The organism is Vibrio sp. SCSIO 43137 (assembly GCF_028201475.1).
In the GTDB taxonomy this organism is placed as follows: domain Bacteria; phylum Pseudomonadota; class Gammaproteobacteria; order Enterobacterales; family Vibrionaceae; genus Vibrio.
Genome location: NZ_CP116384.1, coordinates 1,126,830 through 1,143,675, shown reverse-complemented (window position 1 = coordinate 1,143,675; position 16,846 = coordinate 1,126,830). Strand labels below are relative to the sequence as shown.

The window sequence follows — 16,846 nt, the reverse complement described above, 5'->3', positions numbered from 1 at the left end:
TTACACTTTTTTTGACTAATGGGAGAGGACAAGGTGAAAGATAGAGCCTTTGTTACTGTTTATAAAGTGGCTTTGCTGGCAGCAAGCGGCCTGTTTTTAGCCGGATGTTTTCCTGCTAAATCAGAGGTGCAGGAAGAGGTTGTTAAGCCGGTGAAGTTATTGCAAGTGCCGGATTTGCGAGCGTCTCAGTTCGATTCGTTTCTGGCAGAAGTAGATGCAGGGGAGCGATCGCAGCTCTCGTTTCAGGTTCCGGGTGTGATAAAGACATTTGATATCCGTGAAGGTGAAAAGGTAGAAAAAGGTCAGTTACTGGCGGAGCTGGATCCAAATGATTACCAACTGGCAGTAGACGCCGCACAGGCACAATATGATTTGGCTGAGACACGTTTTGAACGTAATAAGCAACTGTTTAGTAAAAAGTTGATTAGTGCGGATACTTTTGATCAGTCAGAAACGGCCTTTAAAACAGCCGATGCAACACTTCAGCAGGCAATAACAGATTTAGGCTATACCAAAATCACGGCCCCTTATAGCGGTATTGTTTCCCTTAGTTTTGTTAAAACACACCAGTATGTTGGTGCTAAACAGCAAATTCTGAACATCATCAATAATGATCAGCTTGATATCGATATTTCACTACCGGTCCCTTATGTAAAAGAGGTGGGTGTAATTACGCTTCCTGAAAAAGAGTACGCCGTAGTATTTGATGTTCACAACAGTATTGCGATTCCGGCACGGTTTAAAGAAATGTCAACCCAGCCCGATGCTGACACTAATAGCTACTCTGCGACAGTTTCTATTTTGCGTCCTGACAGCCTGAATATTCTTACCGGAATGACAGGTCAGGTGCTGATCCGTAACGAGAAGGCGCAGACAGGGCTGATGCTTCCTGAAGATGCATGGATTTCTAAGCAGGGCAACAAGGGTAAAGTGTGGCGTTTTGTTAAGGAAACCAACTCGGTGGTTGAAACAGAGTTAGAACTGGATCAGTTTGGCGCTGTTATTAGCGGCCTGAATTCGGGAGATATGGTCGTCATCGCAGGTGCGAAAGATCTGCATGAAGGTCAGGTTGTAAGAGCCTGGACACGTGAAGGTGGGATCTGATGCAGATGAAAACAGTAAATAAACTATTTTTAGTGATGGCCGGTGCTTTGTTGCTTCAGGGCTGCGGAGAAGAGAAGGTTATCGAACCAAGAAAGCCGCTGACCGTATCGGCGATCACCATAGAGAAACCGGTAGACAGCCAGTTCCGCAGCTTTAAAGGGCAGGTGATGCCCGCGGACCTGACACCACTGTCGTTTCGTGTCGCTGGTGAGCTGGAAGGCATTATGGTTCGCGCCGGTCAGAAGGTGACTAAGGGCGAACTGTTGGCAAAACTGGACTCAGATAAACTGCGTCAGCAGTTGAGTGATGCACAGGTTCAGTACGATCTTGCCCTGAAACAGTATCGTCGCGGTAGTGACCTGCTGAAAAGAGAGATGGTGTCTCAGTCAGAGTATGACGAACTGAACGCCAACCTGAGACTGGCAAAAGTCAGACTGCAGACTGCGCAAAACAGCCTCGAATACACAAGATTAGTGGCTCCTTTTGACGGCTATGTTTCAGAGGTACCTAAAAAATCCTATGAAAGCGTCAGCCCGGGTGAAACCATTCTGAGCGTATATCGTGATGATATTGTCAGAGTACGAATTGCCATTTCAGATGTGGTGTTGGCCATGATTAATCCGGATCGGGAGATCAGGGAATACGCCGTTAAAACGACTTTTTCCGGTGACGATGGGCAGTATATTCTGAAGCATTATGAGCATTCGAGTGAGCCGGTTGAAGGCGGTAATGTTTATGAGTTTTGGTTGCAGATGGACCAAGTTACCCCTGCGATTCTGCCCGGTGCCACCGCAAACCTTGATGTAGATATGGTGGCTGCCGGTCTGGGCGTGATTCAGGGATATCAGATCCCGATGACCGCTATCGATCCGGGTAATAAAGAAGGTGAGTTTTACATCTGGAAGGTGACCAATGGTGTGGTTAACCGTGTACCGGTAGATATCGTCAAGATAAACAGCATGGGTGCACTAGTGAGTAAAGGAATTAAGGCAGGAGATAAGATTGTTAACTCCGGCCTGAGAAAACTGCGTGATAACGCTGTGGTCGCTTTAGCAAATGAGGGTAAACCACAGTGAGCATTGCAGAGTATTCAATAAAAAACAAAGTCATTAGCTGGTTGTTTCTTGTCATACTGGCTATCGGTGGTACTCAGTCATTCTTCGGACTTGGTCGTCTGGAAGACCCGGCATTTACCATCAAGGACGCTTTAGTTATCGCTACCTATCCGGGAGCAACTACGACTGAAGTTGAAGAAGAGCTGACTTATCCTATCGAAAAAGAGATACGCCAGTTACCTTATGTGGATAACATCACCTCTATCTCATCTGCCGGTATGTCGCAGATTATGGTGAGCATGAAAATGCAGTACGGCCCGGACGAATTGCCACAGATCTGGGATGAGATGCGTCGCAAGGTGAATGACCTGAAGCCGACTCTGCCATCCGCAGTAAACTCGGTACAGATCATTGATGATTTCGGTGACGTTTACGGCATTATGGTTATGTTGACCGGTAACGGTTACGACTACATTGAACTAAAGCGCTATGCTGACCTGCTAAGCCGTGAGCTGGAGCTGGTGGAAGGGGTAGGTAAAGTCTCTATCACTGGTGACCAGCAGGAGCAGTTGTTTGTTGAGATGTCTATTGATCGTCTTGCTTCGCTAAGCCTTGATTTTTCGACAGTCATTAATCTGCTTAATCAGCAAAACAGCGTTGTTTCGTCTGGTGAGATGATGATCAGTGGCCAGAAGCTGGCTATCCGCCCGAGCGGTACGTTGGACTCCGTTGAGTCACTGGAAAACCTGATTATCCATGGCCGTGATACCGGTAACCTGATCCGCCTGAAAGACGTGGCCACTGTTACCCGTGGTATTAAAGAGAAGCCGGGTAATGTGGTGACTTATAACGGCAAGCAGGCCATTAACCTTGGTATCTCGTTTGCTGCCGGGGTAAACGTAGTGGAAGTGGGTAAAGCCATTGAAGCTAAGCTGACGGATATTGAAAACATCAAACCGGCCGGTATTGAGCTTAACTACTTCTATAACCAGTCTCAGGAAGTAGATAAATCGGTTCAGGACTTTATTGTCAGTCTTGGTCAGGCAGTTGGTATCGTTATTGTGGTACTGCTGTTTACCATGGGTTTCCGTAGCGGACTCATTATTGGTAGCGTGTTGCTTCTGACGGTGCTCGGTACCTTTATTCTGATGAAGCTGAACAATATCGAACTTCACCGTATTTCACTGGGTGCCCTGATTATTGCACTGGGTATGTTGGTGGATAACGCCATTGTTGTTGTGGAAGGTATATTGGTCGGCCTGAAGAAGGGCAGAACCAAGCTTCAGGCTGCCACTGATATTGTTAAGCAGACTCAATGGCCGCTGTTGGGCGCGACGGTTATTGCCATTACCGCATTTGCCCCTATCGGTTTGTCAGAAGATGCCACGGGTGAGTTTATGGGCTCGCTGTTCTGGGTTCTTTGTTTCTCATTGTTCCTTAGCTGGATAACGGCATTGACCCTGACCCCTTTCCTTGCTGACCTTCTGTTGAAAGACGGTGTAGTGAATGACGATGAAGAAGTAGACCCGTATAAAGGGGCAATGTATGTGCTGTTCGGTTCATTGCTTAAGTTTGCTATCCGATTCCGTTGGCTGACAGTGGCTGGCATGATTGGTCTGCTGGTGGCTGCTGTTATCGGTTTTGGTAATGTTAAACAGCAGTTCTTCCCTGCATCGAACACGCCAATGTTCTATGTCGATATGTGGATGCCGGAAGGTACCGATATTCGTGAGACTGTAGAGAAAACCAAGCAGGTTGAGCAGTTTATCCGTCAACAGGATGATGTGGCTTTTGTAACCACGTCGGCTGGGCAGGGTCTGCCACGGTTTGCCCTGACCTATGCTCCGGAGAAAAGCTATGAAGCTTATGCTCAGTTGCAGGTTCGTGCTACTGACCGTGAGAAGATGTTTGCCCTGCTGCATAAACTGGATGACAGCTTATCTGAGCAGTTCAGTGCGCCGACTTTCCAGTTCAAACTGATTGAGTTTGGCCCGTCACCGGCCTCTAAGATTGAGGCACGAGTTTCCGGCCCTGATCCGCAAGTGTTACGTGAAATCGCGGTGCAGATCGAAGATATCCTGAATGAGGATCCGGGTGCCCGTAACGTTCGTCACAACTGGCGTGAGCGTACCAAAGAGTTGGTCCCTCTGTTTAATGAGTCAAAAGCGCGTCGTATGGGGGTTTCCAAAGAAGATCTCTCCAATACACTGCAAACGGCGTTTGGCGGTACAACCATAGGCCTGTTCCGTGATGGTACTCAGTCGCTGCCGATTATTGTCCGTCTGCCGGAAGAGGAGCGGGTTGACTTCGACACTATTCAGAACCTAGGTATCTTCAGTCCGAGTAAGCAGACTTATATTCCGATTGAGCAGGTGATTGACGGTATTGATCTTCAGTGGTCAGAGCCGCTCATCCTGAGAAGAGACAGAAAGCGTACTCTGACTGTGCTTGCTGACCACAATATTCTTGGTGATGAAACACCGGCCAGCCTGTTTGCCCGGGTTCAGCCTAAGATTGAGCAGCTGGATTTACCGGAAGGTTATGAGCTGCAATGGGGTGGTGAGTATGAGTCATCAGCGGACGCACAGAATATGCTGTTTAAGTCGCTGCCGATGGGGTACCTAATCATGCTGATGATCACCATCTTCCTGTTTAACTCAATCAAGAAGTCGCTGGTTATCTGGTTTACTGTGCCTCTGTCGATTATCGGTGTTTCCATTGGTCTGCTTGGCTTTAATATGCCGTTCAGCTTTACCGCCTTCCTTGGTTTACTGAGCCTGAGCGGAATGATTCTGAAAAACGGTATCGTACTACTTGATCAGATTAACCTTGAGCTGGAGCAGGGGCGGGAGCCCTATAACGCGGTGATTCATAGTGCTATCAGCCGTGTGCGTCCGGTAAGTATGGCGGCACTGACGACCATTCTGGGCATGATCCCGCTGATGTTCGATGCCTTCTTCGGCTCGATGGCGGTGACCATTATGGCAGGTCTGGGCTTTGCAACCATCCTGACATTGATTGTTGTGCCGGTGATGTTTGCCATTATGTTCAGAATCAAGAGCCCGAAAAAAGCGTAATCGCATATATCCGGTGAGATCGCCGGATATATAAAAAATAACGTTATAGGCTAGAGGAAATGGATTCCTGCTTAAGCCCTGCCACCACTGCCGGCAGGGCTTTTTTTATGCCAGTTATGCAGTCAGTCTGGTGAGCTGTGTCAGCAAGGTATCAATATCGTCACTGCTGATGTCTTTATGGGTGGCAAAGCGTACAGGGTTCGAAGGAGAAACCAGAATGCCTTGCTGTTTTAAAGCGGCTGAGATGGCGTGAATATCCAGCTCTTTATCCAGTTTGGCAAACACCAGATTCGTCTGAACAAACTCAGCATTGACATTAAAGCCGCCAATCTTGCTTAGTCCTTTAGCCAGCTTCTGCGCGTTGTCGTGGTCAACAGCAAGCTGACTGACCTGTTCAGTCAGTGCAAGCTTACCCGCAGCCGCCAGAATACCCGCCTGACGCATACCACCGCCAAGCATCTTGCGAATGCGGCGTGCTTTTTCTATCAGCTCCTTGTCACCAAGTAGCAGGGAACCAACCGGCGCAGCCAACCCTTTAGACAAGCAGATAGTCATAGAGTCGAAGTGACAAGCAATCTCTTTAATATCCACATCAAGAGCAACAGCTGCGTTGTAGACACGGGCACCATCCAGATGCAGTTTAAGGTTGTGCTTGTTTACAAACTCACGCGCCTGCTTCAGATAGGAAAGAGGAAGGACCTTACCGTTGATTGTGTTCTCCAGGCTGAGCAGCTTAGTGCGGGCAAAGTGAAAGTCGTCCGGCTTAATGGCCGCTTCCAGCTTATCAAAGCTGATTGTGCCGTCAGGATTGTTCTCAACAGGCTGAGGCTGAATAGAGCCAAGAACGGCCGCACCGCCTGCTTCGTACTTATAGTTGTGTGCCAACTGACCACAAAGATATTCGTCTCCTCTTTCACAGTGAGACATCAGGCCAAGCAGATTGGCTTGTGTTCCTGAGGAGGTAAAGATAGCGGCTTCAAAACCGTGTTGCTCAGCGGCCCACTGCTCAAGGGCATTCACTGTCGGGTCATCACCATAAACATCATCGCCTACTTCTGCATTGGCCATTGCCTGACGCATCGCTTCTGTCGGTCTGGTGACCGTATCTGATCGAAAATCCATTGTTATTCCTTTTATGATCGGCTTTTATTTAATCTGAGCACGGGTTACTTAAGTTTACGGGCGCTATATCAACCCGATTAGCTTAGCCTTATACAAACAGGCCAGCGTCTTAGAATCTGTTATCTCTCCATTTATCACCATTTTCTCAAGAGAATCAACCGAATAAGATAAAACTTCAATCACTTCATCTTCGTCACATTCAAGTGCGTCGGTTTTTGTCAGCTCTCTGCCGAGAAACATATGCTGAATTTCATCGCAGAAGCCAGCCGCCGGAAGTAGCTGACCTAACGGAATCAGGGTTTGGGCGCTATAGCCGGTCTCTTCTTCCAGCTCACGCATGGCTGCCATAATCGGCAGTTCGTGCGGCTCCAGCGTGCCGGCAGGCAGTTCGGTAATCCACTCTTTAATGGAAGGGCGGTACTGCTTTAACATCAGAATATCTCCGTTCTCCAGAACAGGCAGAATGATAACGGCTCCGGGGTGATGCAAAGTAGTATGGGTAACTGACAGCTTGTTGGGAAGGGTAATGTCCTCTTCAATCAGAGAGAGTTTTTTCCAGCTGTGGATGGTTTTCTTCATGAGAAACCCCTTGTGCATATAGAAAAGAGGAAAATAAGATTTCAGTAATATAGATAAGTTACAAAACCATGGCTTAGTAAATGTTGATATCATCTGGCTCTTATTTCAAGGTCACTTAAAAGAAAACCGGTAAAACAACATAGGGTGACGAAACACACAATTGTTGCAGATAAATTGTTCAATCTAACACTATTTCCTAATGAATCATGGACTTTATATTCAATTCGTTGATACTTGGATGTTGATAACAAATTCATAACAATTGCAACGCCTTATAACGATAATTTACCGATTGGTCAAAGTAACTATTACGGAATTTTTATGTTCGCTCCCCAAGCCTCCCATGCGCAAAAAGCCTTACTTTCAGAACGAATAAATAAACTGGCTCACGCCCTTTCTGATGGTGTATATGAAAGAGAAAACACCATTAAACTCTGCTTGTTAGCAGCACTGGCCGGAGAGAGCGTATTTTTATTAGGCCCCCCGGGTATTGCAAAAAGCCTGATTGCCAAACGCCTGATTCAGGCCTTTGATAACAGCAGTTACTTTGAATATCTGATGACCCGCTTTTCCACTCCGGAAGAGGTGTTTGGCCCGCTAAGTATTCAGGAGCTGAAAGATAACGGCCGTTATGTACGCCTGACTGATGGTTACCTGCCAAAAGCGCAGGTGGTATTTCTGGATGAGATCTGGAAAGCCGGCCCGGCGATTCTGAATACCCTGCTAACGGTCGTGAACGAGAAGATTTTCAAGAACGGCAGCGATGTAGAGCCGGTACCTATGCGTTTGTTAGTTTCGGCATCAAATGAACTGCCGGACGAAGACAGCGGACTGGAAGCCCTTTATGACCGTATGTTGGTGCGTCTTTTTGTTGACCGTATTCAGAACAAGCAGAACTTTAAGTCGATGCTGACGGTGGGGACTATTCAGGAAGCTCAGATCCCTGAAGGGCTGGCAATAACCGATGAAGAGTATCATCTCTGGCAGACAGAGCTGGACAAGCTGGAACTGAATGATACCTGCTTTGAAAAGCTCTACGAGCTGAAAACCATGCTGGAAGAAAAAGCAGAGAGCTCTGGCCTGAATGACACCAAGCATGGTTTGTATGTATCAGACCGTCGCTGGAAAAAAGCAGTAAAACTGCTGAAAGCGAGTGCCTATTTTAATGGCCGCGATACCATTAATCCTCTTGATCTTCTGTTACTAAAAGACTGCTTATGGCATAGCCCTGAATCACGTGAAGTGGTCAATGAGGTGATTCGCGATTTCGCTGTTAATCACGCTTTCGACCAGCATGTTATTCACCGCCAGATTGCTGGCTGCAAAGAAGCATTGGAACGGATTCAGGATGAGCTGGAACTTGAGTTCAGCATCCACCTTGAAATGGAAGCGTCGAATAAGCTGCTGAGAAAGACAGAGGCGTATCAGTTTGACCTTTCAACAGCCAGAACTTATTCAGTAGGCAACGCCCGTGGCTTGTTAAAGCTGGTGTTGCTGCAAAGCAATATGTCAGTTAATGAGTCGGAAAAAGGCGATAGCCGCTGGGTGTATGTGGCCAAAGATGAGCTGGAAAAAGTGATCAAAGAGGGCGGTGGTGATGCCTATGGTTATGTAAACCAGAACTCCAGCATGTGTCGTATCCGATTTGACCTTAACGCCAGCAATAATCTGGTGGTAAAAGATATCGCCAACCGTTCGGTTTTAGCCGGACTGGTGACCCGTCAGGGCTTGTCAGATAAGCAGTACGAAGAGTGGAACAGCAAAGCAAAAGAAGCATTTGCGCTGCTGACTCAGGCGGAGTATTCACTGCGCAAGGTACGTTCAGACTTTACCGGCGCCCTGCCGCACGCATTTATAGATACAGATATCCCTACTAAAATGGAAAGTAGCCTTCAGTCGTTAATAGAGCAGTTGGAGGAGATGAAGGAGAGCAGCGAAAAAACTATTCAGAGAATCAAAAATCTGAATCAGTTTTTCGCTTAAGGTGACACATGCTAGGCGCTGACGGACTTAACCTTGCATTAATGGTAGCGGAATCAGGCATTATTGATTCCGCCGTGAATGATCTTATCGGCCGTTCGCAAGTACTGATGCTGCCGGAAAACCGTGCCCTAAAAGTCTCGGTAAAAGGTCATATCAATAAATGGCGCGGCAGTGTTAAACGCCGGATTACCCGCGTGTGTGAAACCGAGCAGTTTCAGAAAGAACTCAATCTCTACCAGAAAGTCATTCACTGGGATGAAGAGACCTTCTTTGAGCAGATCGGCGATATTGTTAATCAGCTTGAACACTCTCCGTTTAAGAGCCGGGCAAAAAAACTGCTTGCCCGGAACAAGGGTATTCATAACCCTGTCTTCCCTCACTACTTTTGCGAACAGTGGTACAAGAGCCTGTCTAACTCCATTAAGCAGGCAGAAATAGCCGCGCTGGAATCGGATAAAGAGAAGTTTCTTGCTGATCTGTATCAGCGTATCGAAACCATGAAAAGCATGGATAAGGTGACAGAAGCGGGCGAGGCGGGAAGTATCGGTCGCCTATGGGATATGGCGGCGGCTAAGCTTTCCAAAGGTGATGTAAAAACCATCAAGCGTTACGCGGAGTTTCTGAAGAAAAACCAGCAGTTGCAGGAGATAGCTGAGAAACTGGGACGTATGGCCAGTGAAGTAAGCGATCCAAGCCTGCAGATTAACCCTGCTGATGACCTGAAAATGGTGGAAGAGAAGAGCGATGAAGCAACGGACGATATCGTCGGCATTCATGCCAGCGATGACCTGAACCGTATGTTGCCTAATGAAGCCATGTTTCTGGCCTATCCGGAACTGGAAGTGGTGTTTTACAAACACTTAGTCGATAAGCGTCTGATGAACTATAAGATGCAGGGTAAGTCGCGCAAGCTGAGAAAAGTAAAATCCCAGAAGCCGGATAACAGACAGGCCGATATTGAAAAAGGGCCGTTTATTCTCTGTGTAGACGCTTCCGGCTCTATGAGCGGTTTTCCCGAGCAGTGTGCCAAGGCGATGGCTTATGCCCTGATGCAAATTGCACTGGCGGAAGAGCGCGACTGCTACGTTATTCTATTCTCTACCGAGCAAATCACTTACGAGCTGACCCGTCAGGACGGCCTGCGCGAAGCGAGCGATTTTCTCTCTTACCAGTTCCACGGTGGTACGGATTTAGATCCTGTACTGATTAAATCTGTAGAGCTGATGAGCGAAGGAAAATACCGCAACGCCGATATGGTGGTGCTGTCTGACTTTATCGCACCGAAACAACCTGAAGCCATACTGGAACAGGTACAAAGCCTACAAAAAGGCCACAACCGCTTCCACGCCATCAGCCTGTCCAAATACGGCAATCCGCAATTGATGGCTATGTTCGACCACTGCTGGTCATATCATCCTAACCTGATGGGACGATTGATTAAGAAGTGGTAGAGTACTATCGGAAAGGTTTGTTAAGACATTTATACCGCTTTAAGCCAGTGGTGGTCGACTTCTTCCAGAATGATTTCTGACATTAGTTCGCTAGCCTCATTCTCCGCCAGATTAACTAGCAGCTCGCTGATATTGCTATCTTTATTCAATGATTCAAGTAGTAATAGCCGCATTGTGACATCAACGGTTTTGGGGATAGCGGTTTCTTCTTTTTCCCATCGGCCGATAGTTTGCTGATCTACTCCAAGCCGTTCTCCTAAAACTCTGCGGGAGTGATTGAAGTGCACTCGTAAATATTTAAACTCAGCGCCAGTTAAAGCCGTAGGTTTTTCGGCAAGTTGTATCGCAATGGCATTGTGTAAACCGTGAACATCATCGACACTGAAGTACTCTTCATCATCAATGACTTCTAACTGGTAGCCATTCTTTAAGTATACATTCTGCAATCCACACTCTTTGTAGTGGTAGCTCGTGCTCATGACTTTATCTCTAAGACAACAGTGTTAAGCTTGCCGAAAACTCTATATCAGAATGATACAAATGTCATCGATGGATAGCGTAAAGTCAATTTTTATATTAATTAATAAAAATCAAGAAAAATGGAGCTAGTATTAACCCCGCTGAACATAACAACATGTAGTGAAAAAATAGGGAGGCAATGATATCTGCACTCCCTTTAACTACCCTGAAGATTATAGTTGTTATGTTGTACGTAGAAAGCTGAACAATAACTGGATTAGTGAAAATTATGGGCCTCATTGAGTAATATTTACTAGCCATTATACCTGAAATAAAAAAAGTCACAGCGCCAGAAGCCAGCAGCATAGCTACTATATTTCCATCACTAGCAACAAATATGAGAAGTAAAAGGAGGCTGAGCATTAGTGATATAAAAAATGACTTAAGTAGAGAAATACTAGAAAAAGCATGAAATTTTCTAGCTAAAAGGTGAGGTAAGTAGTTCATTTTGTTGGTTTAATTTAGGTTTTTGATAAGTACTTATGTCTTGTTTTATAAACATAAATTGATGATAGTATCAATGAGGCAGCTATTGTTATTATGTCTATAAATAGAATGGCATTTACTTGTTTCACATCACTTGCATAATCAAGTGTGCCTCCAACTTTACTTGCAATAGTGAACCCAATGCATGTTCTCCAAGCGACTGCCCATACAAGTTTAATCATAACTCTAGCGGTTTCTATATGTTTAATAAAGATAAGAGGTTAACTCTATGTAATTTAAACCACAAGAAGAAATGTGAGTCATATTATTTACAATAACATCATTAACTAGCTTTGTTACACCTATAAGTGAGATACTTACATATCCGTGAAACGCAATCGATATATGACATTTAAAATGTATTTAAAGCTCCTTTGTATAACTTAGTAAAGACATAGTCTATGCAAACACATGTTGCTTATTAACTACCTCGGATAACAAACAATATTCTGGAAAGTTACCGTTTCGCTTTCTGCCTGATAGCCATGGGGTTGATCACTAAAGAAACGGACACTTTCCCCTTCACTAAACTCATGCCACTGGTTATCAAAAAACAGCTTTAACCTGCCTTTAAGTACATGAACATGTTCGATCACTCCGACGCCATGTGGTGATGACATCTGCTGATGGAAGTCTGTCAGGGTGATTTCGAACATCTCCATCCCGGAATCCGTTTTATAGGGGAACAGAGTCGTTACCTGCATGCGGGCATCATCGGGAAAAGTCAGTTCGTTGGATCTTAAGTTGGGTTCGTTTGCAAAGAAGGCTGAAAAGGAGGTTTCCAGCCCACTGGCTATCTTCCATAGGGTCGAAATAGTCGGGCTGGATTCGCCTCTTTCAATCTGCCCCAGCATAGCTTTTGAGACGCCTGTTAGCTTAGAAGTGGCATCCAGACTCAGGCCTTTCTTTTTGCGTTCACTTTTCAGGTGGCTGGCTATTTCAGTTTTAAATACAGAATCACTCATTATAAAAACTCTTTGTGCGTTATAACGCACTGTGCTATCTTTTTTGTGCGTAATAGCGCACGGATTGCTAAATTATATTCCTCAGAACAGGGAAAGCAAAGATGAAAAAGCTATTTAATTTGAGCCATATCTCGGCCGGTTTTACTGCAATACTGATTGGTTACACCAGTTCGGTGGTTATTGTTATTCAGGCGGCGACAGCAGCGGGCGCGACTGCAACTCAAACGGAAAGCTGGTTACTGGCACTAGGTGTTGCGATGGGCATCACCTCAATAGCTTACTCCTGGTACTACAAAGCACCGCTGTTAACGGCATGGTCCACTCCGGGGGCGGTAATGCTGGCGGGTGCTTCAGGTGATTATGAGCTTTCATCGGTTATCGGTGCATTTATTATTTCGGGATTGCTGATTTTCCTTACCGGACTTATTTCCCCTTTAAGCAAAGCTCTTGAACGTATTCCTCCGCAACTGGGTACGGCGATGCTCGCGGCCATTTTATTGCCTTTCTGTCTGGGAAGTTTTCAGACCATTACGCAGATGCCGGTACTATTCATGATAATGTTTAGTGCATTTTTGTTAGCGAAACGGTTTATCCCTAAATATATGATGCTGATTTTGCTGCTGGTTGGTATTGCTTTTACCGTCGTAATGGATGGAACTGGCTTACAAACTAGCGAGTTTTCCGTGGCTCAACCTGTCTGGCTGATGCCCGGTTTTGATCTGGCGGCAATGATTAACTTAGCCGTGCCTCTCTACCTGATTACCATGTTGTCTCAAAATCTGCCCGGCATCGCTATGATGCAAAGTTATGGTTATCAGGCTCCGGTAAAGGCAATTCTTAAAGGGACAGGCACTGTTAATCTTCTTGCGGCTCCTTTTGGAGGCTTTAGCGTTAACCTTGCTGCAATCTCAGCGGCTATCTGTATGAACGAAGAGGTCGACGCTGACAAGTCACAGCGTTACCGCGCTGCTATCTGGGCGGGCATTTTCTATCTGTTAGCTGGCCTGTTCGCCTCTTCAGTTGTCTCTCTGTTTCTGCTTCTTCCTCAGGAGGTAACTAAAATTCTGGCCGGTTTTGCCCTTTTGGGAACTTTGCTGATGTGTCTGCAAACCGCCTTTCAAAAAGAGGTCTACAGGGACGCGGCTCTATTTACCTTTTTGATTACCTTGTCCGGTGTCAGCTTCCTTGGAGTAGGCTCAACACTCTGGGGGCTGTTGGTTGGTATTACTTACCTCAGAATTAAACGCTAGTATTTTCTGATATTTGAAGTGAGCCGAAGGATATGAATAAGGCAGGCTGTTTCCGTTATTAACCAGCTAGAATTGCCTTTTCAAATCTGAGGAGTTTCGTTATGCGTGATAATTACAAATTTGATCAATCTATGGCAAACCCTTATGCCAAAAAGATAAAAAAACAGATTACTATCCGATTAGATGAAGAAGTTATTGACTACTTTAAGGCGTTGTCGGAAAAGAGCGGTGTGCCTTATCAAAATCTGATTAACCTTTATCTTAAAGACTGTGCGGAAAACAACAGAGAGCTGAAAATGGACTGGGAATAGCCCATTTTCTAACATTAATTATTGGTCAAAAAAAGCTTCTATTTTGTGGTAAGGCACATCAGGAGCAATTCCGAAATACTCTTTGAGTGCAGCAAAATAACCCGCCTCACAATTTAAAATCATCTCCCGGCTACTGTCACCCTCTTTTATCTTTAGCCTGTTATTTAACAAGGTGATAGCGCCACTCTCTGTACGAAGGGAGGCGACACACTTATTGGTAAATACCGAGTCCGGGCTGGTGGAAGTGTAGTGATTGCCGTAATCGATATCTCCCTGGCAGACATGCCCCATATCCAGACTATACATATTGCTCCAGCCGTCTTCCCCTTCGGTTTGAAGCATCACACCATAGTGCTTATCTTCAATAAACCTGAAAGTCTGAATATCCGTAGAGAGAGTTTTATTCAGCTCTAACGGCAGGGGCTCTCTAGGTGTTTGTGCGCCAAAACCGGCGTCCACCAGCCACTGCTTGTCATCTATAGTAACCAGATTAACCCTGTGTCCCCGTCCGGTTGCTTGTTCCGACAGATGAACTCTTCCCAGCAAAGGCCTGACTTGAAAACCTATGGTGTTAAGTACAGAGTAGAGCAAGCCGTTTAACTCAAAGCAGTAGCCGCCGCGGTTTTCTCTCACTAGCTTCTGGACCAGTGCTTCTTCCGTCAGCTTGATCGCCTTGCCATTAACTACATCAAAATTTTCAAAAGGCATGCTTTTGTGTTGTAAACGGTGAATCTGTTTAAGTGAATCTAAGCTCGCAGTTGGTTTATCCGATAAACCAATTCTATGAAAATAGCTATTTAACGTATCCGGGTTCATAGCCTTCTCCTTAGTTGCAATCATTGTGATGCAGGTGTTAGTTAAAGTTCTTTGCTTTGTAATGAGAGTGCCTCTTCTGATTCACGGTTTCCCTTTTTGTCTGTCCAGAAAGCAATGGTAAGGCTACTTGCTCCGGCTAGTGCAAATCCGGTTACCAGCGGGAATACTGACCCTTCATAAAACGAACCAATAATAACGGCCAGAGCGGCTGAAATAATGGTGGTAAGGCAGCCGACAATGGCAGAACCTAAACCGGCAAACTGTCCCAGAGGCTCCATCGCCAGCGAGTTAAGGTTACCGAAAATCAATGCTAGCGAGAAAAACGTAAATATAAAATAGACGGTCAGTGCTTCCAGAGGCGGATGTCCCTGATAGAAAAATGCAACGGGCAGAAATACCGTGGCACTAACGGTGATAATGGTGAGGGCAAAACGCGAAATATAGCGCATACCCAACTTCATCACTCTCTTGCCATTAATAAATGATGCAATGGCGAAAGAGATGGTCAGTGCTGAAAAGTAGATAGGAAACCACTCTTTTAACTGATATGAATCGGCCAGTAAGTGCGAGGCAGAGCTTAAATAGAATATAAACGGACCAGATATAATGCCGGCTGCAACAGTGTAGCCCACAGACTGGCGGTTGCTCAGCACAAATTTTAGTGCCTCAAACATGGCTTTTGCCGATAAACCGGTGCGGTTCTCTGGCTCCAGTGTCTCTTGCTGGCGCAGCAGATACCAGCTAAGGGAAATCATACTGACCAGAAGTACTACCCAGAATATCGCCTGCCAGTTAGCAATATGCATAACAAGTTGACCAAGCAGGGGAGCAAGCATAGGGACCAGAATAAATACCATCATAATAAAGGACATCACCCGTGCCATGGTGCGCCCTTTGTACAGGTCACGAATAATAGCAACAGAGATAACTTTAGGTGCTGCCAGTCCGAACCCTTGTAAAAAGCGGGCCCAGAGCATGGCCTGATGATCAGAGGCATAGATAGCTATTAAGCTGGCCGCTACAAAAATGACATAACCACTCACAACAGCCGGACGCCTGCCGATGGAGTCGGACAGTGGGCCAAACAGTAGCTGACCCAGCGCCATACCAACAAAAATAGCCACGATAAACTGCTGGGCATCTTTTGAGTCTGCGCTACCCAGATCAGAGGCAATGGCTTCGAGAGCAGGAAGAATGGCATCTATGGATAGGGCGGTGATGGACATCATAAGTGCCATCATGGAGACAAACTCCTTAAAGGGGAGTTCTCTCATTTGAAATTGCTTCATTAATATTTCTCATAAAAGTGATCAGGCCAAAAGCAGGGATGATTGTACACGTACTAAGCCATTATGCGACTAGTAACTGTGCGCAGATCTTCTAGTAGCGCGTCATTGGTGATTCTGTTGGCTTCTATATCGAAGTTACTGAAAAAATCAGGAAACGAGAGTGAGCCTTTTACATCAGCGTCAAAATAGGGGGCTGATTCCAGTGCGTATGATAAAACAGAGCTTGCACCACCCGGCCCCGGAGAGGTTGCCAGCATAATAACAGGTTTTCCCTGATAGAATTTTTTATTGATACGGGAAACCCAGTCAAGAATGTTTTTAAATGCAGCGGTATAAGTGCCGTTATATTCGGCGAAAGAGATAACAAGGGCATCGGCTTGTGAGATTTTGTTGTAGAACTGTTCTGCCAGTGGGTGAATACCTGATTCTTGCTCCCTTTCCACGCTATAGATGGGCATTTCAAAGTCATTAAGATCAATCACTTCTACCTTTGATTTATCGATTAACCCGGCAGTATAAGCGGCAAGCTTTTTATTAATTGAAGTGGTGCTGTTTGTTGCTCCGAAAGCGATTACCTTCATCTGAATTCCTTATGATTTATTTAGGTTTGAATGAGAGAAAACCGGATAACTTCCGGGTTCTTCTCTTTCTGTTGCCGTTAATCATAAGACCTAAAGTTAAGTTGAGGTAAAGTGCTTTTTTGCCAATATCAGAAACTTTTTATGACCAGAGGTTGAAAATATATTTAACTGGTGAACAGGCAGCATATAACATGAGTTTTCTGGACTGTTCTGTAGGGACGGGATCAAATAACGGGCAGAGTGCCATGGGGATAACAG

General features: G+C 45.7%; 14 protein-coding genes. 7 read left to right on the top strand and 7 right to left on the bottom strand.

The annotated features are described in order from the left end of the window. The first annotated feature begins 33 nt into the window (after positions 1 to 33). Genes PK654_RS21060 through PK654_RS21050 form a run of 3 tightly spaced genes read left to right on the top strand, consistent with a single transcriptional unit; the run spans position 34 to position 5,236 of the window. Positions 34 to 1,104 carry an efflux RND transporter periplasmic adaptor subunit gene (locus PK654_RS21060; RefSeq protein WP_271699363.1) on the top strand — a complete coding sequence of 357 codons (1,071 nt, stop codon included), beginning with the start codon at positions 34 to 36 and terminating at the stop codon, positions 1,102 to 1,104. Further along, entirely contained in the window at positions 1,104 to 2,180 is a 1,077-nt protein-coding gene (locus PK654_RS21055; RefSeq protein WP_271699362.1) for an efflux RND transporter periplasmic adaptor subunit, read from the top strand. The genes PK654_RS21060 and PK654_RS21055 overlap by 1 nt, the downstream gene beginning before the upstream one ends. After that, entirely contained in the window at positions 2,177 to 5,236 is a 3,060-nt protein-coding gene (locus PK654_RS21050; RefSeq protein WP_271699361.1) for an efflux RND transporter permease subunit, read from the top strand. Before PK654_RS21055 ends, PK654_RS21050 begins: the two co-directional genes overlap by 4 nt. A 114-nt stretch (positions 5,237 to 5,350) precedes the next feature. On the opposite strand, the gene ltaE is transcribed toward PK654_RS21050, so the two are convergent. Together ltaE and PK654_RS21040 are read right to left on the bottom strand one after the other, a co-directional pair. After that, positions 5,351 to 6,358, bottom strand: a complete 1,008-nt coding sequence (ltaE, locus tag PK654_RS21045; RefSeq protein WP_271699360.1) for a low-specificity L-threonine aldolase — start codon at positions 6,356 to 6,358, stop codon at positions 5,351 to 5,353. A 63-nt stretch (positions 6,359 to 6,421) separates the two neighbouring features. Next, positions 6,422 to 6,937 carry an NUDIX hydrolase gene (locus tag PK654_RS21040; RefSeq protein ID WP_271699359.1) on the bottom strand — a complete coding sequence of 172 codons (516 nt, stop codon included), beginning with the start codon at positions 6,935 to 6,937 and terminating at the stop codon, positions 6,422 to 6,424. 321 nt (positions 6,938 to 7,258) lie between these two features. Here PK654_RS21040 and PK654_RS21035 point away from each other — a divergent pair, with 321 nt between their 5' ends. After that, positions 7,259 to 8,920 (top strand): ATPase RavA domain-containing protein, encoded by a 1,662-nt coding sequence (locus PK654_RS21035; protein ID WP_271699358.1) that lies wholly within the window; start codon positions 7,259 to 7,261, stop codon positions 8,918 to 8,920. Positions 8,921 to 8,928: 8 nt separating this feature from the next. Continuing rightward, a complete protein-coding gene (gene viaA / locus PK654_RS21030) occupies positions 8,929 to 10,371 on the top strand; it encodes an ATPase RavA stimulator ViaA (RefSeq protein ID WP_271699357.1) in 1,443 nt (480 codons plus the stop codon). Between the two features lie 29 nt (positions 10,372 to 10,400). Here viaA and PK654_RS21025 read toward each other — a convergent pair whose 3' ends face one another. Then, a complete protein-coding gene (locus PK654_RS21025) occupies positions 10,401 to 10,850 on the bottom strand; it encodes a helix-turn-helix domain-containing protein (protein WP_271699355.1) in 450 nt (149 codons plus the stop codon). 951 nt (positions 10,851 to 11,801) lie between these two features. Next, positions 11,802 to 12,341: a helix-turn-helix domain-containing protein gene (locus PK654_RS21020; RefSeq protein ID WP_271699353.1), complete on the bottom strand. Its 540-nt coding sequence runs from the start codon at positions 12,339 to 12,341 to the stop codon at positions 11,802 to 11,804. 101 nt (positions 12,342 to 12,442) lie between these two features. Between PK654_RS21020 and PK654_RS21015 the strand changes: the two genes are divergently transcribed. Next, positions 12,443 to 13,591, top strand: coding sequence for a benzoate/H(+) symporter BenE family transporter (locus tag PK654_RS21015; RefSeq protein WP_271699352.1), 1,149 nt, complete (start codon positions 12,443 to 12,445; stop codon positions 13,589 to 13,591). Positions 13,592 to 13,692: 101 nt separating this feature from the next. After that, a complete protein-coding gene (locus PK654_RS21010) occupies positions 13,693 to 13,902 on the top strand; it encodes a BrnA antitoxin family protein (protein WP_271699351.1) in 210 nt (69 codons plus the stop codon). Between the two features lie 18 nt (positions 13,903 to 13,920). On the opposite strand, the gene PK654_RS21005 is transcribed toward PK654_RS21010, so the two are convergent. The 3 genes from PK654_RS21005 to PK654_RS20995 are packed head-to-tail and all read right to left on the bottom strand — an operon-like array spanning position 13,921 to position 16,588. Continuing rightward, entirely contained in the window at positions 13,921 to 14,718 is a 798-nt protein-coding gene (locus PK654_RS21005; RefSeq protein ID WP_271699350.1) for an arylamine N-acetyltransferase family protein, read from the bottom strand. 41 nt (positions 14,719 to 14,759) lie between these two features. Further along, on the bottom strand, positions 14,760 to 16,007 hold the full coding sequence (locus tag PK654_RS21000) for a multidrug effflux MFS transporter (RefSeq protein ID WP_271699349.1): 1,248 nt from the start codon (positions 16,005 to 16,007) through the stop codon (positions 14,760 to 14,762). Between the two features lie 53 nt (positions 16,008 to 16,060). Then, on the bottom strand, positions 16,061 to 16,588 hold the full coding sequence (locus tag PK654_RS20995; protein ID WP_271699348.1) for an NADPH-dependent FMN reductase: 528 nt from the start codon (positions 16,586 to 16,588) through the stop codon (positions 16,061 to 16,063). Positions 16,589 to 16,846 lie beyond the last annotated feature (258 nt).